This is a genomic window from Stenotrophomonas sp. YJH_SMC_91 (assembly GCF_059368495.1).
In genome coordinates, this window is sequence record NZ_JCAFRT010000013.1 from 35,099 (window position 1) to 54,763 (window position 19,665).

Below are 19,665 nucleotides of genomic sequence, written 5' to 3' on the forward strand. Positions count from 1 at the left end.
CTCAGCGCGCGTCCGTTTCATCGCGGGCGGAGGCATGGCCGGCGCCCAGTGCGGCGCCGGCGCCGAGGCCCACACCGCCCATGCCGGCCCCCATTCCGCCACCGCCGCCTCCGCCCGCACGACCGCCCTTGGCATCGCCGTCGTTGCGGCCCTTGCCACTGGCACTGCCCGGCCGGGTCGGCCCCTGCGGCGGTATCTGCAGGTCGGCCGGAATCGGCGCCAGGTCCAGCGCTTCGCGCACGAAGTCGCGCAGCGAGACCACCAGTTCGTGGGTATGCACCGGTCGCCCCTGTGCAAGATCGTTGGCAGCGCGCGCAGCCAACCGCACCTGTTCGTCGGTGCCCAGCAGCAGGATGTCCGACAGCGCCGCTTCAACGGCATCGCGGATGCGGCGCGCGCGATCCGAGCGGGGTTCGGCGATGCCTTCGGCATCTTCGCGCTGGCGCAGGTCGCGGCGATGGCTGGGATCCACGCCCAGTTCGCCGGTGAACGAACCGCCCAGGGTCTTGTAGGCCGCCATCAGCGTGCGCAGCCGTTCGTTGATCTGCCGGTTCTCGCGCTCGCGGCGCTGTTGCAGGGTCTGCATCACCAGCAGGCGGATGCCCACGCCCAGCAGGGTGATCAGGACCAGGCCAGCCAAGGTGGACAGCACGCCCTGCCAGGAACTGAAGTCGATACCGCGCATGCCCGGGCCTCCAGCGGAAAGAACCTGCATCTTGCCCCGGACAGTGTCCCGGAAACGCGAAAGGCCCCACCACCCGGTGGGTGGCAGGGCCTTCGGTCACGGCGCGATTACTTGCGCTTGGCGGCCTTGCGCACGACCTTCTTGGCCGGAGCCTTCTTGGCGGCGACCTTCTTCAGCGGGGCAGCCTTCTTGGCAACCGTCTTGCGGGTGGCGGCAACCTTCTTGCCAGCTGCCCTCTTGGCAACGGCGGTCTTCTTGCCGACAACCTTCCTGGCAGCAGCGGTCTTCTTGCCGACGGCCTTCTTGGCCACAGCAGCCTTCTTGCCGACAACCTTCTTGGCGGCGGCGGTCTTCTTGGCAACGGTCTTCTTGGCGACGGCGGCCTTCTTGCCGACAACCTTCTTCGCAGCCACGGCCTTCTTGCCAGCGACCTTCTTGGCGGCGACGGTCTTCTTGGCCACAGCCTTCTTGGCGGTGGCGACCTTCTTGCCGACCACCTTCTTGCCGACCACCTTCTTGGCGGCCGCGGTCTTCTTGGCAACGGTCTTCTTGGCGACGGCGGCCTTCTTGGTGGCAGCCTTCTTCACGGTGGCGACCTTCTTGCCGGCAGCCTTGGTGGCGGCCTTGGTGGTCTTCTTGGCAGCGGCGGCCTTCTTGGTCACAGCCTTGCCTGCAGCGGCCTTCTTCTTGGCCACTTCCTTCTTCAGGGCAGCGGCTTCGGCCTTGGCGTTCTTCTTGGCCGCTTCCAGCTTCTTCTTGGCGTTGGCAACAGTCTTGCCGACCGACTTGGCAGCCTTTTCGGCCTTCTTGGCAACGGTCTTCTCGACCTTGGCCACGGCCTTCTTGGCCTTGGCAACGCGGGTACCGGCAGCCTTGGTGGCGCGCTTGACGGTCTTCTTGACCGACTTCACTGCGTCTTCGGCAGCGTGGGCGATGGTCTCGCCAACGTTGGTGGCGGTTTCTTTGACGTTCTCGACAGCGTCGGTCACGACCGACACACCATTACCGTTGCTCATGTTGCCCTCCTGGGGGCCTTAAGTATCAAAACGGGGCGATGCTATACCGACATTGACGATCGTGGAACGGGGCATGCGCCACCAATCGCATCTGCTGCGACGGCGATGGTGTAGTCGACCATCCCTGCAGGCACACCGTGTTTACAGGAAACCCCTTTTTTTCAGTGCTGCGCCGCATGATCCGCGTCGTGACAGGCATTGGTTGTGTGCACCCGCCCGGATGCCGCGGAAGGCATGCAATATGGCGCGTCGCGGCACCGGGATGCGCGGAACTGCGCAAGTATCGTCCTGTATCCGCGCGACCTGCGGCTGACGTCCGCACACTGCCGGGCGCCGCCTCCGCTGTCGTCGCCGGCCCAGCGCCGGTCGTCGCGATCCGCGTTCCCGGCGCGCGGTTTTCATGGCGCATTTATCCAGATCGCGACACACTCATTCAGCTTGTTTTACCGTAGAGCCGAACCGCCCCCATTCCCGCCAGCGAACCGACTCCCATGCGACCGCTACCTACCCTGCTCACGCTCGCAATCGCCGCCGCCTTCGGTGGCTTCGTTGCCACCGGCATCAATGCCCACCTGGACAACCGTGCCGATGCCGCTCCGCTTCCAGCGGTGGTGCCGACCATGGCGGCACTGCCAGCCGCAGTGGCCGGGCAGCAGGTTCCGTCACTGGCACCGATGCTGGAGAAGGCGATGCCGGCCGTGGTCAGCGTCAACACCAAGCAGGTGGTGCGCGTACGCAATCCCTTCTTCAACGACCCGTTCTTCCGCCGCCTGTTCCCGGACATCCCGCAGGAACGCATCAACGAATCGCTGGGCTCGGGCGTGATCATCGACGCCAGGGAGGGCCTGGTGCTGACCAACCACCATGTCATCGACAACGCCGATGATGTACAGGTGACACTGGCCGACGGGCGCACGGTCAAGGCCGAATTCCTCGGCTCGGACCGCGATACCGATATCGCGCTGATCCGCATTCCGGCGCAGAACCTGACCGACATCAAGCTCGGCAACAGCGACCAGTTGCGGGTGGGCGACTTCGTGGTGGCCATCGGCAATCCGTTCGGCTTCAGCCAGACGGTCACTTCGGGCATCGTCTCGGCGGTGGGCCGCAGCGGCATCCGCGGGCTGGGCTACCAGAACTTCATCCAGACCGACGCGTCGATCAACCCGGGCAACTCGGGTGGCGCGCTGGTCGACCTGCAGGGCCAGCTGGTCGGCATCAACACTGCCAGCTTCAACCCGCAGGGCAGCATGGCCGGCAACATCGGCCTGGGCCTGGCGATTCCCTCGAACCTGGCGCGCAGCGTGGTCGACCAGCTGGTCAAGCACGGCGTGGTGGTGCGCGGCACGCTGGGCGTGGAAAGCCAGAACCTGACCGCGCAGATCGCGCAGGGCCTGGGCCTGGGCGAAACCCGCGGTGCGCTGATCACCCGCGTGCTGGCCGGTTCGGCGGCCGCCGCCGCCGGCCTGAAGCCGGGCGACGTGGTGGTGTCGGCCAATGGCCAGCGCGTGGACAGCGCCGAAGCCCTGCACAACGTGGAAGGCCTGGCGGCGGTCGGCAGCCCGATGACGCTGGACGTACGCCGCGAAGGCAAGCCGCTGCAGATCAAGGCGACGCTGAAGGAACAGGCACGCGCGGTCACCGGCGACAGCCTGGACCCGCGCCTGGGCGGGGCCACCTTCGTCGACCTGCCCGAGTCGCTGCGCCAGTCAGGCGCCAGCGGCGTGCTGGTCAGCGAGGTCAAGCGCGGCAGCCGCGCCGCCAGCAACGGCCTGCAGCAGGGCGACATCATCACCGATGCCACCGTCGGTGAATTCGCCGACCTGGCCAGCTGGCGCGCCAACTTCCAGCAGCGCCCGCCGACGCTGGTGCTGCGCGTGCTGCGCAACAATGGCCAGCAGCAGGGCCAGCTCGTGATGCGCTGATCGCCCTGCCGTAACACCCCCTATACCCCGGCAATGTTATTGCTGTCAGTCCAGGTCGGCACCGCCGACTCCCGTTCCCCCATCGCAACAGGAGTGATTCGATGAGCCCCACCAATACCGAGAACCTGAAGGAACACCTGGGTGAAGCCGGTTCCCACCTGAAGCAGGCCGCTACGGCCGCCGGCGGTGCGATCAAGGGTGCAACCGGTGCAGCGACCGACGAGCTTCGCATCGGCAAGGCCAACGTCAAGGCTGAATTGTCCGACAGTGCACTGTCCGGCCTGGCCGCCGCCGAGTTCGGCGGTGCCGCCGCCAAGGAACAGGTCGATGCGCTGATGGACAAGGGCAAGGACCTGATCGACAGCGCCGCCGAACTGATCCGCGAACGTCCGCTGGCCTCGTTCGGCGTTGCCTTCGCAGCCGGCTGGATCATCGCCAAGCTGGCCCGCGGCAGCAGCGACAAGTAAGCCGCAGCGTGAGCGAAGACAACACGCAAGCGCCTGATCCGGCGGCCACCCCGCCGCTGGATGAGAGCATCCGCCAGGTCGGCGCGGCCGGTCGTGCCGCTGCCGATTCGGCCAAGCACACGCTGCGTTCACTGCGCCGGCTGGCCTCGGCCGACTTCGCGCTGGCGCGCAGCGCATTCGGTCGTGCGCTGGCCTGGGCCGGCGTGGCGATCGTGTTTGGTGCATCGGCGTGGCTGCTGATGGCCGCCACCCTCATCGCGCTGCTGCAGAGCTGGGGCCTGAGTTGGCTGCAGGCCCTGCTGATCACCTCGCTGCTGAGCCTGGCCGTCACCGGCTATGCGATCTGGCGGGTGTCCTACTTCTTCCACCACACCGGCATGCACGCCACCCGGCGTCAGCTGTCACGCCTGGGCCTGTTTGACGAACCCAGCGAAGACGACCCTGATGCCGGCGTGCAGCTGCCCGAGGGCAAGCCATGAAGTTCGGCGCGCTGCAGCGGCGGGTAAAGCGCTGCGAACAGGTGGTGACGGTGCGCCTGGGCGAGACCCAGGACCACTGGTCCACCCTCGGCCAGGTGTGGCGACAGGGCTGGTCGCCGTTGCGCATCGTGGTGGTCGGCCTTGCCGGTGGCTTCATCGCCGGCAAGCTGGAGGTACCGGGCAAGGTCAACGGTGCCCGCTGGCTGCAGATGGTCGGTTCGGTCTCGAACCTGTTCGCCAGTGCGCAGGCGGCGTTCGCCACGGCGATGGCGGCGCAGGCCGCGGCCACCGCCGACGATGCGGCCGAAGAAGCCGACGATGCCAGCGAGCAGGCACAGGCAGCGGCCTCCGCTGCCGGAGCACGGCCGGCACCGGCACCACGCTCCGTGCCGGAGCCAGAACCGGACCTGCGCGGACCGCGTCCGGCCGAAGCGGCCACCGAGCTGTCCGAACGTTGATCCATGGAATCCGCCGCGCCGATCGCGGCCGGCGGATAATGCGCTCCCCTTTCCGGTTGATGCGTCGATGAGCGAGTCCCTCCTGTCCCCGCCACCGGCCGGCCCCGACGAGCCGGAGGCAGCGCTGCCACCACCGTCGCGCCCGCGCGGGCCGATGTCGCTGGTGGTGCTGGCGACCCTGGCGGTGGGCTACACGCTGTGGGCCGCGCAGGACATCATCCTGCCGGTGCTGCTGGCGATGTTCTTCGCCCTGGTCGGCAACCCGATCCTGCGCTTGCTGCAGAAGCTGTGGATTCCGCGCGCGCTGGGCGCACTGTTGATCCTCGGCGCCGGCCTGGGCGTGACCGGTTCGCTGGCCGTGCAGCTGATCGGCCCGGCGATGGAATGGGCGCAGGAAGCCCCACAGCAGCTGCGCAAGGTCGCCCGCCAGGTGCAGGACCTGACCAAGCCGGTGCAGCAGGCCAACCAGGCGGCGGAAAACTTCGCCCGTGTGGCCGGTGGTGACAGCAACCACAAGGTGCAGTTGATCCGTACCCAGCTGGACGACCCGTACCGCATGCTGACCCGTGCACCGCGGCTGGCTGCCTCGGTGTTGGCCGTGGTGCTGCTGACGCTGTTCTTCATGATCTACGGGCAGAGCCTGCAGCGCGCGGCGATCGCCCTGTTCCCCAACCGCCAGCAGCAGCGCTTCACTACGGACATCCTGCGTTCGATCGAACGCGAGGTCTCGCGTTACGTGCTGACCATCAGCGTGATCAACACTCTGGTCGGCCTGGTGTTCGCCGGCGTGCTGATGCTGCTCGGTATCGGCCTGCAGGAAGCGCTGCTGTGGGGCACGGTGGCCGCGCTGCTGAATTTTGCGCCGTATGTGGGTCCGTTGATCGGCGTGGCGCTGATGCTGTTGATGGGCTTCGTCGAGTTCCGCGACCCGCTGCAGGCCCTGCTGCCAGCGGCCGCCTACCTGGGCCTGCACACCCTGGAAGGGCAGATGGTGACCCCGATCGTGCTGGGCCGTCGGATGAAGCTGTCGCCGCTGGTGCTGATCCTGGCGCTGATGGTGTTCGGCTGGGCCTGGGGCATGATCGGGCTGCTGCTGGCGGTGCCGCTGCTGGTGTGCATCAAGCTGGTGCTGGCACGCCTGGACGGCATGCAGGGCTGGGCACGCCTGCTGGAGTGACGGCATCAACAACGGATGGACGCAGGTGGCGGAACCAGAAACAGGGACGAAGTGGCAGACTATGGCGCCCTACCCGGATGGATCCGCTCGGATGAACTCTCTCGCCACGCGTTGCCTTGCCTTGGCCTGCATTGCCGCTCCCGCGTTCGCCGCGACACCGCCGACTGCCGATCAGGCGCGCACCCAGCTTGCTGAGGCGGTTACCTGCAAGCGGCACCTCACGCCCATACAGTTCGACGCCATGGCCCGGATGCTGACACCGGCCCCGGCAAGGGTGCAGGACGGCGAATCCAGCGGCGAGTTCCGGCTGACCACGCCCTTGATGGTGCTGGGCCAGCCCGTGAACCGGCTGCAGTCCTATGACGGCGACAGCGGCGAGGATGGCATCGACAGTTTCACCGCGTACTTCAGCTCGGCCAGTGTGGAACAGGTCGCGGCACTGGCGAAGATGTCCGACCCGGTAGCAGGCACCTACACGAAGGAAGTTGGGCGGCACAACCTGGACGTGCAGCAGTTCGACGGCCAGACCACCATCGCCTGCTCGTACAACCTGCGCTGACCCGGCCCAGCCACAGTGCCCACCCGCCCGCCGCGTCGCATGAAAGCCCGCGCGGGCAGGGGTAGAATGGCGGGGTGAATTTCCCCGTCCAAGCCATCACCCTCGACCTTGACGACACGCTGTGGCCGTTCGCTCCGATCGGCGCCCGCATCGAACAGGTCCTGCACGCCTGGATGTGCGAACACAGCCCCGCTACCGCCGCGATGTATCCGGTGGAGGCGATGCGCGAACTGCGCGAGCGGCTGTACCACGCCCATCCGCACCTCCACCACGACCTGAGTGCGCTGCGCCGGCTGACCCTGCACGAAGCACTGCACACCAGCGGTGCCAGCCTCGATCTGCTGGAGCCTGCGTATGAAGTGTTCTACGCCGCGCGCAACCAGGTGGAGTGCTATCCCGATGCGATCGACGCGCTGGCGCGCATTGCCGCACGGGTACCGGTGGCGGCGCTGAGCAACGGCAACGCCGACCTGGAGCGGATCGGTCTGGCCCATCATTTCGCCTTCCAGCTGGGTTCGCGCGAACACGGCGCGGCCAAGCCCGAAGCCAGCATCTTCCATGCCGCGTGCACCCGCCTGGGTGTGGCACCGGCACACGTGCTGCACGTCGGCGACCATGCCGACATGGACGTGGCCGGGGCGATTGCCGCCGGCCTGCGCGGCTGCTGGATCAACCGCGACGCAGCCACCTGGACCCATCCGCAGCTGCAGCCGGACCTGCAGTTCGACACCCTTACCGGCCTGGCCGACTGGTTGGATGCCAACCTCGACGCCGCCGCATCCCGGAGTACCTGACGCATGAGCGAGATCACTGGTTTCACCGCCGACACCGCTGCGGCGCTGCCGTTGTACGTGCTGGACCGCGAGCAGTTCGCCGCCTGGAAGGACAGCCAGCCGGCTGCCACGCAGGCGTGGCTGGCATCGCAGGGCTTCAACGCCGGCGCCCACAGCGTGGCACTGCTGCCGGGCGCCGATGGCCTGGCCGGTGCCGTGATGGGCGTGGGTGATCGTGCCGATGCCTACAGCTATGCGCATGCGCCGCACGCGCTGCCGGAAGGCAGCGTCTGGCAGCTGGCCAATGAACTGCCTGCCGCCGAACTGGCGCTGCTGCAGCTGGGCTGGGGCCTGGGCAGCTACCGCTTTGACCGCTATCGCAAGCGCAACCGCGCACCGGCGCAGCTGGTGGCCTCACCGACCGGCGAAGTGGCCGACCTGATCGCCGCCAGCCTGCGCGTGCGCGACTGGGTCAACACCCCGACCGAAGACATGGGCCCGCAGCAGCTGGAAGACGCCGCGCGCGCGCTGGCCGATGCACATGGTGCGCAGGTCGAGGCGATTACCGGCGACGAACTGCTGAAGCAGAATTTCCCGGCCATCCACGCCGTGGGCCGCGCTTCGCACCGTGCGCCGCGCCTGGTCGTGCTGCGCTGGGGCAGGGAAACCGACCCGGCGCTGGTGCTGGTCGGCAAGGGCGTGTGCTTCGATACCGGCGGGCTGGACATCAAGCCGGCCGACGGCATGCGCAACATGAAGAAGGACATGGGCGGCGCCGCGCACGCACTGGCCCTGGCCGGCCTGGTGATGGCGCGCGGGCTGCCGGTGCGCCTGACCCTGCTGGTGCCGGCAGTGGAAAACGCGATCGGCCCCGATGCGTTCCGTCCGGGCGAGGTCATCGCCACCCGCAAGGGCCTGAGCGTGGAGATCGACAACACCGACGCCGAGGGCCGCGTGATCCTGTGCGACGCATTGACCTTCGCCGGTGAGCAGAAACCGGACCTGGTGCTGGACTTCGCCACCCTCACCGGTGCCGCGCGCATCGCCCTGGGCCCGGACCTGCCGGCACTGTTCAGCAACGACGACACGGTGGCCCAGCAGTGGCTGCAGGCCGGTGACGCGACCCGCGACCCGGTCTGGCGCATGCCGCTGTGGCGCCCCTACCTGCGCTACCTGAGCAGCGGCATCGCCGACCTGGCCAACGCCGGTTCGCGCATGGCCGGCTCGGTTACCGCCGCGCTGTACCTGGAACGCTTCCTGGAAGACGGCCAGCGCTGGGCGCATCTGGACGTGTATGCCTGGAACGACGGCGAGCGCCCGGGCCGTCCGGCCGGTGGCGAAGCGCTGGCGCTGCGCTCGGCGTGGGCGATGCTGAAGCAGCGCTACAGCTGATCGGGTGGGTGCCGACCGTTGGTCGGCACGCCGTCCCCGGAAAATCTGACGAAAAATTGAATTTCGGCCCCGGCCGGGTTCTGCGAGGATGTGTGGGTCGACCACCCACACGCTCCGTGAAGGCAGGACTCCGACCATGTCGCTCTTCCGCTACACCCGCGCTGGCCAGACGCCGGGCGCGCCACGCAAGCATTCACCCCTGCTCTGGATCGCACTGATCGCACTCATTCTGGGTGCGGTCGCGCTGGCCTTCGCCTGGCTGGCCGGCTGGATTGGCGGCCGCCTGACCGCGCAGCGCTTTACCGACACCATCGAAGCCACCGGCCCGGCACATCCCGGGTTCCGCCGGGCGCACAGCAAGGGCATCTGCGTGAGCGGCTGGTTCGAACCCAGTGCACAGGCCCCTACCCTGTCCAGTGCACGGGTGTTCTCGCAGCGCCGCGTGCCGGTGATGGGCCGCCTGTCGATCGGCGGCGGTGATCCCTACGGCGCCGACAACACCGCGCGCGTACGCAGCCTGGCGGTGCAGCTGGTCAGCGATGACGGCCAGGAATGGCGGATGGCAATGAACAGCTTCCCGTTCTTCGCGGTGCCCGATGCCGAGGCGTTCTACGAGCAGACGCGCGCCTCCATTCCCGACCCGGCCACCGGCAAGCCCGACCCGCAGAAGATGGCCGCGGTGCTGGCGAGATACCCCAGTGCACAGGCGTTCCAGCAGTGGGCCAGGACGGCACCTTGGACCAGCAGCTGGGCTGACACCACCTTCAACAGCGTCAACAGCTTCTGGTTCATCAACGCGCAGGGCCAGAAGCGCGCGGTGCGCTGGCGCTGGCAGCCGCAGGCGCCGGTGGTGGAGATGGATGCGGAAACGCGCAAGCAGGCCAGCGTCGATTTCCTCAGCCAGGAACTGCAACAGCGCATGGCCAGCGGCCCGGTGCGCTGGAACCTGGTCGTCACCACCGCCGAGCCCGGTGATGCCATTGATGATCCCTCGGTGCCGTGGCCCGAGTCGCGTGATCAGGTGGTGGCCGGCGTACTCAGCCTGGACCGCATGCAGTCGCAGGAAAAAGGCGCGTGCGGCCAGATCAACTTCGATCCGCTGATTCTGCCCAGCGGCGTGCGCGGCAGTGACGATCCGATCCTGGCCGCACGCTCTGCGGTGTACTCGCAATCCTTCAACCGCCGCGAGCGCGAGCGCGCCAGCGGCAACGTCGAGCAACCGAAGGAGGCCGCACGATGAGCACCGGCAACGGCCACTTCAACCTGCTGGCGCGGGTGCTGCACTGGTCCATGGCGCTGATGATCATCGCCATGCTGTTCATCGGCGTGACCATGGTCGCCTCGCTGCACATGCGGCCACTGCTGATCGACCTGCACCGACCACTGGGCATCGCGATCCTGCTGCTGGTGCTGCTGCGCCTGTACAACCGGCTGCGCCATCGCCCGCCGCCGCTGCCGGCGGATCTTCCGGTATGGCAGGTGATGGCGGCCAAGGCCTCGCACTGGATGCTGTATGCGCTGATGCTGGCGATGCCATTGATCGGCTGGGCGATGCTGTCGGCCGGCGGTTACCCGATCGTGCTGTGGGGTGGCCTGCACCTGCCGCCGATCGTGCCGCACACCCCGGCGTTGTATGCCGCGCTGCGTAATGCGCACAGCTTGTTGGCGTATGTGTTGTTCGCCACGGTGCTGATGCATGTGGGGGCGGCGCTGTTCCATTTGTGGGTGCGGCGGGATGGCGTGTTCCAGGCGATGGCGCGCGGGAAGGATTGAAAGGGTTCGCCGGGAGTTCCCGGCGGATTGTTTCCGCGACTGCGGAGGGGTGTCACTTTCTTTGCGCGCAAAGAAAGTAACCAAAGAAACGCTCCGCCGGCCGCGAGCCGACGTGCTTCGCACGCCGGTACCCTGCGCTCCTCGGCCCGTCGAGGGACGGCGCGGGAACTCGCTGCGCTCAGACACCCGCACCTCTTCGCCCTCGCCGGACCTGCGGTGCTCAGCTCGCTCAAGGCGGACTGGAAGGTCAAGATCAACGGCAAGAGCATCCACGCATGGCGTGGATCTACTGGGTGCAGCTTTTGCCTTTGACGTTGGGTCCGCCTTGAGCGAGCCGAGCATCGCAGGTGAATCAGGGGCGAAGAGGCGCCGGTGTCTGAGCGCAGCGAGTTCGGCGCCGTCCCCTGATTCGCCGAGAAGCGCAGGGAACCGTCGCGTAGCGACGGCTCGCGCTCTGGCGGCGTGTTTCTTTGGTTACTTTCTTTGCACGAGCAAAGAAAGTGACACCTCTCCGCAGGCGCGGTAACAATCCGCCGGGCAGCGCCCGGCGCTACCAGTGCGTCGGCGCACGCCGCTACAACCATCCCTTCTGCCGCGCCAGCCGGTACGCCTCGATCCGGTTGGCCACACCCAACTTGCCGATGCACTCGGACAGGTAATTGCGCACCGTGCCATGCGACAATCCCAGCTGCTCGGCAATCTCGCTGGCGGTACGGCCCTCGCCCGCCAGCCGCAGCACGCGGCGTTCGCGGTCGGTCAGCGGGTCGGCCTGCGACCAGGCATCCAGTGCCAGCTGTGGGTCGATCGCGCGGATGCCCTGTTTCACCTTGCGCAGGGCATCGGCCAGGTTCTCGGCCGGTGCGTCCTTCAGCAGGTAGCCCAGCACGCCCGCTTCCAGCGCGCGGCGCAGGAAGCCGGCACGGGCGAAGGTGGTCACGATCACGACCTTGATCGGCAACTCGTGGCGGGCGATGCGCTGGGCCAGTTCCAGCCCGGACAGGCCAGGCATTTCGATGTCAGTGACCAGAATGTCCGGCTGCAGCTGCTGCAGCATGCGCCACGCCGCCTCGCCGTCAGCAGCGCTGCCCAGCACCTCGATGTCCGGCTCCAGGCCCAGCAGCGCCGACAATGCACCGCGCACCATCGCCTGGTCTTCGGCCAGCAGGATGCGGATCATGCGGCACCATCCCGTGCCAATGACGCTGGCGACAGCGGCGTGGTCGCGGCCACCAGTGGCACGCGCACGGTCACTACCGTGCCTTCGCCGCGCGGCGACTGCAGTGACAACTGGCCGCCCAGCGCCATCGCCCGTTCGCGCATGCCACACAATCCGTTGCCCTCGGCCTGTACGCCACCGCGGCCGTCATCGCGTATCTGCATCACCAACTGTCGTTCCTCAAGCATGAAATCCACCTGCACCCGGGTCGCCTGCGCGTGGCGCACGATGTTGGTCGCAGCCTCGCGCAGCACCAGCGCCAGCCCACGTTCCACGTCGACCGGCATCGGCGGCGGCGGTGTGTACTGCAGGTGTACCTGCTGGCATTCCAGCAGCAGGCGCGCCGAGGCCAGCTCGCCAGCCAGGTCGCTGGCGCGGATGCCGGTCACCGCACTGCGCACCTGGGCCAGCGCCTCGCGGGCGATCGCTTCGGCTTCGCCGATCTCCTGCCGCGCGCGCGCGCCATCACGGTCGTACAGCTTGCGCGCCAGTTCCAGCTTCAGCGTGATCAGCGACAGCGTGTGGCCCAGCAGGTCATGCAGATCGCGGCCGATGCGCTCGCGCTCGGCGGTAGTGGCCAGCCGCCGCACCTCGTCCTGGGACAGCTGCAGGGCAACGTCCCGTTGATGGCTCAAGGCCTCCACGTTCACCACCAGGCCGACGATGAACGACACGGCCGGCATCCACACCATGGCTTGCCACGGATAACCGACGTAGAGCGCAGCGCCGCAGAACAACAGGTTCAGGCCGGTGAGCTGCAACAGGTACACCCACCAGCCGCCACGGCTGCTCATGCGGATCATCACGCAACCGAACACGAAGTAGCTCAGTCCCGACGGATACCACGGCAGCAGCACCAGGGCCATCAGGATCATGCCCAGCGCATAGCGCCATGCGTGATGCCGTGGCGCCAGCATCACCTTCGCATAGAGCAGCAGGAACAGCGGATAGCTGGCCACGGTCAGCAGCAGCCAGCGCACCGTGAAGCCATTGCCGAGCACCGGGGTAAGGAAGATCCAGACCGACCACAGCAGGTGGATCGCCCCGCTCCAGGGCGACTTGCCACGCCGCAGCAGGTCGGCCACCGCCGAGTCCGGTGCGGGGCGCAGCAGGGACGCAAGCCAGCTCGACGACACGGAAGAATCCAGGCGGGAATGATCGCTGCCGATCATGCCAGTTCAGCCGATCCGGCGCAGGCGGCGGCGCGCCAGCAGCAGCGCCACCACCGTGACCGCCAGCAGCACCAGCAGGTGGCCAGCCATGCTGCCCACCGACGGCAGCCCGACCACCGGCAGCCCCAGCTGCGCCAGATGCCAGGTTGGCCACAGCGGTGCCATCATCGAGAACACCTTGGGCAGCGCCGACAACGGCAGCCACAGGCCTGACAGCAGGGCCAGCGGCAGGTAGACCAGGTTGACCATCGCCGGCGCCGCGCTGGCACTGACATGACTGCCGATCAGCAGGCCGATCGCCCCCAGCGGCAGCGCTGCCAGGCCCGCCACCGCCAGCAGCCGCAGCATCTGCACTGCCTGCAGCTGCACGCCACCCAGCGCGCGCGCCACCCCGATCAACAGGGCGGCCACCAGCAACGCGAACATCACGGCCATCGCCAGCCGCGCCAGCAACGGTGTCGCCGCCGGCATCGGCAGCGCTCGCTTGAGGGTCAGCAGGCCGCCTTCACGGTCCAGCGCCAGCTGCACGCCGAAGCCGAACAGGGCCGGGGCCATCGCACCGAACACGCAGTAGGTGGCCAGCAGGTAGAGCGGTGCATGGCCGCGGCCCAACAGCACGCCGAACAACAGGTAGAACAGCACCGGGAACAGCAGCGAAGGCACCGCGAAGGCGGGTGTACGCCAGGCGCGGCGCAGCTCGGCCACCAGTTCCGCGGCGTACGGGCGCAAGGCCTGGCGCCACGCCGATACCGGCGCGGGTGTAGTGCCGGTACGGGTCATCGTGTTCATGCGGCCTCCCGGGTCATGTCGAGGAAAGCGTCGGCCAGTGCCGCGCCCTGTACTTCCAGCTCACGCAGCTGTGCATCGGCGGCCAGCAGGCGCGCCACCACCGGCTCGGCCGGGCTTGCCATCAACTGCAGGTGCTCGCCATCACGCTGCACCTGCTGCACGCCCGGCCACTGCTGTACGTCTTCAACAGTCAACACGCTGCGGCAGCGGATGCGGCGCGGCCGATCAGCCAGGCGCAGCTCGCTCAACGGTGCGTCGGCCAGCACCCTGCCCTGTTCCAGGACCACCACCTGCTGCGCCAGCGCTTCGGCCTCTTCCAGATAGTGAGTGGTCAGCAGCACGCCGCAGCCTTCGGCCACCAGCTGCCGGATTGCCTGCCACATCACCTGCCGCGCCTGGATGTCCAGGCCGGTGGTGGGCTCGTCCAGGAACAGCACGCGCGGGCGGCCACACAGCGCGATGGCGAACTGCACCGCGCGCTGCTGGCCACCGGACAGCTGACCGTAGCGACGGCCTGCCAGTGCCTGCAGGCCTGCGCGCTGCAGCACCTCCTGCAGCGGCATCGGGTCCGGATAGCAGGCGCTCGCCTGCGCCACCAGTTCGTCCACCTGCAGCATCGGCGGCAGGCTGGTGCTCTGCAGCATCACACCCAGGCCGAGGCGGCTGCTGCGCTGCTGCGGGTCGCCACCGAGCAGCTCGACCTGGCCTGCATCGGCGCGGCGCAGGCCCAACAGCACGCTGATCGCGGTACTCTTGCCGGCACCGTTGCGGCCCAGCAATGCCAGCACCTGGCCAGCGCGGACCTGCAGGTCGATGCCCTGCAGGGCGGTATGGTCGCGGTAGCGCACCTGCACCTGCTGCAGGCGGGCCAGCGACGGGGCGATCGGATCCATGGGCGGTACCGGTAGCGGGGACGTTGCCATCCTGTGCCGCCGTGGTCACATTTCGCAGTTGCCGCCGTCAGTGTCATCGGATGACAGCTGTCACTGCCGTCATCGCTGTGCCTGCCTTCATGCTGTGCCGCACGCTCCACCGCCGGAACCGCCGCCGTCCGCGCTTCCGGCCACACCCGCCCGAACGCCTGTGATGGAACGAATGAACGCTTCTGCCGAGCTGTTGAAGGAACTCCGTATCGACCGCAAGTCGCCGCCGCCCGCCTCCGGTGGTGGCAGCAATGGCGGTGGCCGTCGTTGGCTGTGGATCGCGATCATCGTGGTCGTGCTGCTGATCGCCGCTGCCGTGGCCTTCCTGTTCGGCCGCGCGCCGGCCGTGGAAGTGGAAACCGCGCCCGCAGTGGCCATCCAGCAGGGCAGCGCCAGCAGTTCGGTGCTTGATGCCAGTGGCTACGTGGTCGCCCGGCGCATGGCCACGGTCTCGGCCAAGATCACCGGCAAGGTGCGCGAGGTGATGATCGAGGAAGGCATGCGGGTCGAAGCCGGCCAGGTGATGGCCACCCTGGATCCGATCGATGCCGATGCGCAGCGCAGCCTGTATGCCTCGCAGCTGCAGGCCGCGCGCAGCCAGGTGGCCGGGCTGGAGGCACAGCAGAAGCAGGCCGCCGCCGAAGCCAGCCGCCTGCAGGCGCTGGTCGGCCAGCAACTGGTGTCACGTTCGCAGTACGACCAAGCCGTGGCCCAGCGCGACAGCCTGCGTGCGCAGCTGGAAACGGCCCAGCGCAACGTCAAGGTCGCCAACGACCAGCTGGCCATTGCCGATCTGGGCGTGGACAACAACATCGTGCGCGCGCCGTTCTCCGGCGTGGTCACCGCCAAGGCCGCGCAGCCGGGCGAAATCGTTTCGCCGCTGTCGGCGGGCGGTGGTTTCACCCGCACCGGCATCGGCACCATCGTCGACATGGACTCGCTGGAGATCGAAGTCGAGGTCGGCGAGGCCTTCATCGGCCGCGTGCAACCGAAGATGCCGGTGGAAGCCACGCTCAACGCCTATCCGGAGTGGAAGATTCCGGGCGAGGTCATCGCCATCATCCCCACTGCCGACCGCGGCAAGGCCACGGTGAAGGTGCGCGTGGCGCTGAAGGTGAAGGACCCGCGCATCGTGCCGGAGATGGGCGTGCGGGTCAGCTTCCTGGAGCAGGCGCAGCCGCAGGCGGCCGCCAAACCGCAGGGCGTGCGCGTGCCGGCTGGCGCGGTGGTCCAGCGCGAGGGCGCCTCGGTGGCCTTCGTACTGGGCGACCAGAGCCGCGTGCAGCAGCGCACGGTCGAGGCCGGCCAGGCGATGGGCAAGGACCGCCAGATCCTCAAGGGCGTCAGCGCGGGTGAGTCGGTGGTGGTGAACCCGCCGGACACCCTGCGCGATGGCGCCAAGGTGCAACAGAAACAAGCGCAGTAACGGCCTGGCGCCCATGGGCGCCGCCGGCAACACCGCTCGACGCACGCCTGCGGCCACCGCAGGTGCGCTTCCCCGTTTCCCGCCTTCCGTGGAGAACCACCCATGTCGACCCTGGTTTCACTGCGCAACATCACCAAGATCTACCAGCGTGGCCCCGAGAAAGTGCAGGTGCTGCACGGCATCGACCTGGACATCGCCAGCGGCGACTTCGTCGCGCTGATGGGCCCGTCCGGCTCGGGCAAGACCACCCTGCTCAACCTGATCGGCGGCCTGGACAACCCCAGCGGCGGCGAGATCAGCATCGAAGGCGAGCGCATCGACCAGATGAGCGGCGGCCAGCTGTCGACCTGGCGCAGCCACCACGTCGGCTTCGTGTTCCAGTTCTACAACCTGATGCCGATGCTGACCGCGCAGAAGAACGTGGAGCTGCCGCTGCTGCTGACCCACCTCAATGCCGCGCAGCGCCGCCGCAATGCCGAGATCGCGCTGACCCTGGTCGGCCTGGCAGACCGCCGCAGCCATCGCCCCAATGAACTGTCCGGCGGCCAGCAGCAGCGCGTGGCGATCGCGCGGGCGATCGTCTCCGACCCGACCTTCCTGATCTGCGACGAACCCACCGGCGACCTCGACCGCCAGTCCGCCGAGGAGATCCTCGGCCTGCTGCAACAGCTCAACCGCGAACACGGCAAGACCATCATCATGGTCACCCATGACCCGAAGGCCGCCGAGTACGCCACGCACACGGTGCACCTGGACAAGGGCGAGCTGGCCGACGCGCCGCTGGCCCACTGACGGAGGCCACGGCGATGAAATACTTCTCGTTGGTGTGGGCGCAGCTGTTCCGCAGCCGCACGCGCACCTTGTTGACCCTGCTGTCGGTGGTAGCGGCGTTCCTGCTGTTCGGCATGCTCGACTCGGTGCGCGTGGCGTTCTCGTCCGGCGGCAGCGTGGAAGGCGCCAACCGCCTGGTGGTGGCCTCGCGGCTGTCGATCACCCAGTCGCTGCCGATCCGCCTGGAAACCCAGATCCGCCAGGTGGCCGGCGTGCGCGACGTGGCCTACGGCATGTGGTTCGGCGGCATCTACCAGGATCCAAAGAACTTCTTCCCGAACTTCTCGGTGTCGCCCAACTACTTCGATGTCTACCGCGAGCTGCAGATCGATCCGGCCCAGCTGGAGGACTGGAAGCAGACCCGCACCGGCGCCATCGTCGGCGAATCGCTGGCCAAGCAGTTCGGCTGGAAGATCGGCGACACCATCCCGTTGCAGGCCACGATCTTCCCGCGCGGCGGCAGCAACGACTGGCCGCTGGAACTGAAGGGCATCTACCGTTCCAAGGACCGAGCGCTGGCGGCCAACGAAGAACGCCAGTTGATGATGAACTGGAAGTACTTCGATGAATCCAACGACTACATCAAGAACCAGGTGAGCTGGTACACGGTGACGCTGGACAACCCGGATCATTCCTCGCGGGTAGCGCAGGCCATTGATGCAATCTCGGCCAACTCCGACCACGAGACCAAGACCCAGACCGAGTCGGCGTTCCAGCAGGCCTTCGTCAAGCAGTTCGCCGACATCGGCATGATCGTCACTTCAATCATGGGCGCGGTGTTCTTCACCCTGCTGCTGCTGACCGGCAACACCATGGCGCAGGCGGTGCGCGAACGCGTGCCGGAGCTCGCCACGCTGAAGACGCTGGGCTTCAAGGACAGCACCGTGCTGACCCTGGTGATGGTGGAGTCGGTGCTGCTGATCGGCCTGGGCGGCCTGATCGGCATGGGCCTGGCCGCACTGATCCTGCCGGCGATCGGCCCGAAGAGCATGGGCATGCTGCCGCCACACGTGCCGACGCCGACCTGGCTGATGGGGCTGGGCCTGATCGTGGTGATCGGCATCATCGTCGGGTTGTTGCCGGCGCTGCGTGCCAAGCGCCTGAAGATCGTCGACGCACTGGCCGGCCGCTGAGGAGGACACCGACATGTTCAAGAGCAAACTCAAGAAATGGCTGGGCAACGGCCTGACGGTGCTGCTGCTGGTGATCGGCCTGGTGCTGTGGATCAGCCTGCCGTGGTTTGGCGTGCTGGCGGTGGCCGTGCTGGTGGCACTGTGGCTGCTGCTGACCCGTGGCGGACGGTTGGCGCTGGCCGCCACCCGCATCGGCGTGGCCAGCCTGCCGCAGCGCTGGGGCGCGTCCTCGGTGATCGTGGTCGGCATCGCCGGCGTGGTCGGCGTGCTGGTGGCGATGCTGGCGATGGGCGAAGGCTTCCAGGCCACGCTCAACAACACCGGCGACGACACCACCGCCATCGTGCTGCGCGGCGGCTCGCAGGCCGAGACCAACTCGGTGATCACCCGCGAGCAGGTGCCGACGTTGTCCACCCTGCCCGGCATCAGCCGCGATGGCGAAGGCCGGCCGCTGCTGTCGCCGGAGCTGTCGCAGGTGGTCAACCTGGTGTCGAAGTCCGACGGCACCGACGTCAACGCGCAGTTCCGCGGCGTTGGTCCGCAGGCCTGGGCCGTGCATGACAAGGTCAAGATCATCGAAGGCCGCAAGTTCGCAGCCGGCCTGCGCGAGATCGTGGTCGGCCAGGGTGCCAAGGGCCAGTTCCGCGACATGGACGTGGGCAGGACGCTGACCCTGGGCAACCAGACCTGGACCGTGGTCGGCGTGTTCGCCACCGGCGATGCGCACGATTCGGAGCTGTGGACCGACGCCGATACGCTGGCCACCACCTACCAGCGCAGCGCCTGGCAGTCGATCAGCGTGCGTACCGATGGCAAGGCCGGCTTCGAGCAGTTCAAGGCAGCGGTCGCCGCCGACCCGCGCCTGAAACTGGACGTGGAAACCACCCGTGTCTACTACAGCAAGCAGGGCGGCGGGCTGACCAAGCTGATCGACATCCTCGGCAAGGTGATCGGCACGATCATGGCGGTGGGTGCAGTGTTCGGCGCACTCAACACCATGTACGCGGCCGTGGCCACCCGTGCGCGCGAGATCGCCACCATGCGCGCGATCGGCTTCCGCGGCCTGCCGGTGGTGACGGCGGTGATGCTGGAGACCATGCTGCTGGCGTTGCTGGGTGGCCTTCTGGGGTGTGCGGTGGCGTGGCTGCTGTTCAATGGCTACAGCGTATCCACCATCGGCAGCAACTTCAGCGCGGTGGTGTTCAAGTTCCACGTGTCGCCGGAACTGCTGTGGACCGGACTGAAATGGGCGCTGGGCATCGGCCTGGTCGGCGGCCTGTTCCCGGCGCTGCGCGCGGCACGTTTGCCGATCACCACGGCGTTGCGCGAAACCTGAGCATCACGCAGCGGTGGAATGCGCATCACGCAGGGGGACGGAGCGAAGGCTCCGTCCCTTTTCTTTTGCGCGTCATCCACGCTTGGTGGTGAGCCAGGACGTCCAGTAGATCCACGCCATGCGTGGATGGATGCC

At 67.8% G+C, this 19,665-nt stretch carries 20 protein-coding genes; 14 read left to right on the forward strand and 6 right to left on the reverse strand.

Translation table 11 applies throughout. The annotated features are described in order from the left end of the window. Position 1 precedes the first annotated feature (1 nt). Both AC5P5X_RS15500 and AC5P5X_RS15505 read right to left on the reverse strand, forming a co-directional pair. Entirely contained in the window at positions 2-685 is a 684-nt protein-coding gene (locus AC5P5X_RS15500) for a hypothetical protein (protein WP_111189590.1), read from the reverse strand. A gap of 107 nt (positions 686-792) precedes the next feature. Beyond that, positions 793-1,701: a histone gene (locus AC5P5X_RS15505; RefSeq protein ID WP_111189589.1), complete on the reverse strand. Its 909-nt coding sequence runs from the start codon at positions 1,699-1,701 to the stop codon at positions 793-795. A gap of 491 nt (positions 1,702-2,192) precedes the next feature. Here AC5P5X_RS15505 and AC5P5X_RS15510 point away from each other — a divergent pair, with 491 nt between their 5' ends. The 10 genes from AC5P5X_RS15510 to AC5P5X_RS15555 all read left to right on the forward strand — a co-directional run bounded on the left by AC5P5X_RS15510 (position 2,193) and on the right by AC5P5X_RS15555 (position 10,704). Continuing rightward, positions 2,193-3,626: a Do family serine endopeptidase gene (locus AC5P5X_RS15510; RefSeq protein ID WP_012478904.1), complete on the forward strand. Its 1,434-nt coding sequence runs from the start codon at positions 2,193-2,195 to the stop codon at positions 3,624-3,626. Positions 3,627-3,727: 101 nt separating this feature from the next. Beyond that, the gene (locus AC5P5X_RS15515) at positions 3,728-4,093 is read left to right on the forward strand and encodes a hypothetical protein (RefSeq protein WP_004153835.1); all 366 of its coding nucleotides are present in this window, start codon (positions 3,728-3,730) and stop codon (positions 4,091-4,093) included. 8 nt (positions 4,094-4,101) lie between these two features. Further along, positions 4,102-4,572, forward strand: a complete 471-nt coding sequence (locus AC5P5X_RS15520; protein ID WP_005407741.1) for a phage holin family protein — start codon at positions 4,102-4,104, stop codon at positions 4,570-4,572. Continuing rightward, positions 4,569-5,030, forward strand: a complete 462-nt coding sequence (locus AC5P5X_RS15525; protein ID WP_005411983.1) for a hypothetical protein — start codon at positions 4,569-4,571, stop codon at positions 5,028-5,030. Before AC5P5X_RS15520 ends, AC5P5X_RS15525 begins: the two co-directional genes overlap by 4 nt. A gap of 67 nt (positions 5,031-5,097) precedes the next feature. Further along, a complete protein-coding gene (locus AC5P5X_RS15530; RefSeq protein ID WP_111189588.1) occupies positions 5,098-6,207 on the forward strand; it encodes an AI-2E family transporter in 1,110 nt (369 codons plus the stop codon). A gap of 241 nt (positions 6,208-6,448) precedes the next feature. Then, the gene (locus AC5P5X_RS15535) at positions 6,449-6,766 is read left to right on the forward strand and encodes a hypothetical protein (RefSeq protein ID WP_223846454.1); all 318 of its coding nucleotides are present in this window, start codon (positions 6,449-6,451) and stop codon (positions 6,764-6,766) included. A gap of 74 nt (positions 6,767-6,840) precedes the next feature. Beyond that, the gene (locus tag AC5P5X_RS15540; RefSeq protein WP_329762659.1) at positions 6,841-7,560 is read left to right on the forward strand and encodes an HAD family hydrolase; all 720 of its coding nucleotides are present in this window, start codon (positions 6,841-6,843) and stop codon (positions 7,558-7,560) included. Positions 7,561-7,563: 3 nt separating this feature from the next. Beyond that, entirely contained in the window at positions 7,564-8,931 is a 1,368-nt protein-coding gene (locus AC5P5X_RS15545) for a leucyl aminopeptidase family protein (RefSeq protein ID WP_005411979.1), read from the forward strand. Between the two features lie 136 nt (positions 8,932-9,067). After that, positions 9,068-10,171 carry a catalase family peroxidase gene (locus AC5P5X_RS15550; RefSeq protein ID WP_111189586.1) on the forward strand — a complete coding sequence of 368 codons (1,104 nt, stop codon included), beginning with the start codon at positions 9,068-9,070 and terminating at the stop codon, positions 10,169-10,171. Further along, entirely contained in the window at positions 10,168-10,704 is a 537-nt protein-coding gene (locus tag AC5P5X_RS15555; protein WP_049396571.1) for a cytochrome b, read from the forward strand. The genes AC5P5X_RS15550 and AC5P5X_RS15555 overlap by 4 nt, the downstream gene beginning before the upstream one ends. A gap of 574 nt (positions 10,705-11,278) precedes the next feature. Here AC5P5X_RS15555 and AC5P5X_RS15560 read toward each other — a convergent pair. Genes AC5P5X_RS15560 through AC5P5X_RS15575 form a run of 4 tightly spaced genes read right to left on the reverse strand, consistent with a single transcriptional unit; the run spans position 11,279 to position 14,774 of the window. Next, positions 11,279-11,881, reverse strand: a complete 603-nt coding sequence (locus tag AC5P5X_RS15560; RefSeq protein ID WP_005407733.1) for a response regulator transcription factor — start codon at positions 11,879-11,881, stop codon at positions 11,279-11,281. Further along, a complete protein-coding gene (locus AC5P5X_RS15565; RefSeq protein ID WP_065183741.1) occupies positions 11,878-13,092 on the reverse strand; it encodes a sensor histidine kinase in 1,215 nt (404 codons plus the stop codon). Before AC5P5X_RS15565 ends, AC5P5X_RS15560 begins: the two co-directional genes overlap by 4 nt. Before the next feature lie 6 nt (positions 13,093-13,098). Beyond that, complete coding sequence (locus tag AC5P5X_RS15570) at positions 13,099-13,881, reverse strand: ABC transporter permease (protein ID WP_049460178.1); 783 nt, start codon at positions 13,879-13,881, stop codon at positions 13,099-13,101. Further along, positions 13,878-14,774, reverse strand: a complete 897-nt coding sequence (locus tag AC5P5X_RS15575) for an ABC transporter ATP-binding protein (protein ID WP_111189585.1) — start codon at positions 14,772-14,774, stop codon at positions 13,878-13,880. Before AC5P5X_RS15575 ends, AC5P5X_RS15570 begins: the two co-directional genes overlap by 4 nt. Before the next feature lie 202 nt (positions 14,775-14,976). Here AC5P5X_RS15575 and AC5P5X_RS15580 point away from each other — a divergent pair, with 202 nt between their 5' ends. The 4 genes from AC5P5X_RS15580 to AC5P5X_RS15595 all read left to right on the forward strand — a co-directional run bounded on the left by AC5P5X_RS15580 (position 14,977) and on the right by AC5P5X_RS15595 (position 19,530). Then, positions 14,977-16,230: an efflux RND transporter periplasmic adaptor subunit gene (locus AC5P5X_RS15580; protein WP_005407729.1), complete on the forward strand. Its 1,254-nt coding sequence runs from the start codon at positions 14,977-14,979 to the stop codon at positions 16,228-16,230. 102 nt (positions 16,231-16,332) lie between these two features. Further along, the gene (locus AC5P5X_RS15585) at positions 16,333-17,022 is read left to right on the forward strand and encodes an ABC transporter ATP-binding protein (protein WP_111189584.1); all 690 of its coding nucleotides are present in this window, start codon (positions 16,333-16,335) and stop codon (positions 17,020-17,022) included. Between the two features lie 14 nt (positions 17,023-17,036). Further along, positions 17,037-18,194: an ABC transporter permease gene (locus AC5P5X_RS15590; protein WP_005407727.1), complete on the forward strand. Its 1,158-nt coding sequence runs from the start codon at positions 17,037-17,039 to the stop codon at positions 18,192-18,194. Between the two features lie 13 nt (positions 18,195-18,207). Further along, positions 18,208-19,530: an ABC transporter permease gene (locus AC5P5X_RS15595; protein ID WP_005407726.1), complete on the forward strand. Its 1,323-nt coding sequence runs from the start codon at positions 18,208-18,210 to the stop codon at positions 19,528-19,530. The last annotated feature ends 135 nt before the right edge of the window (positions 19,531-19,665 follow it).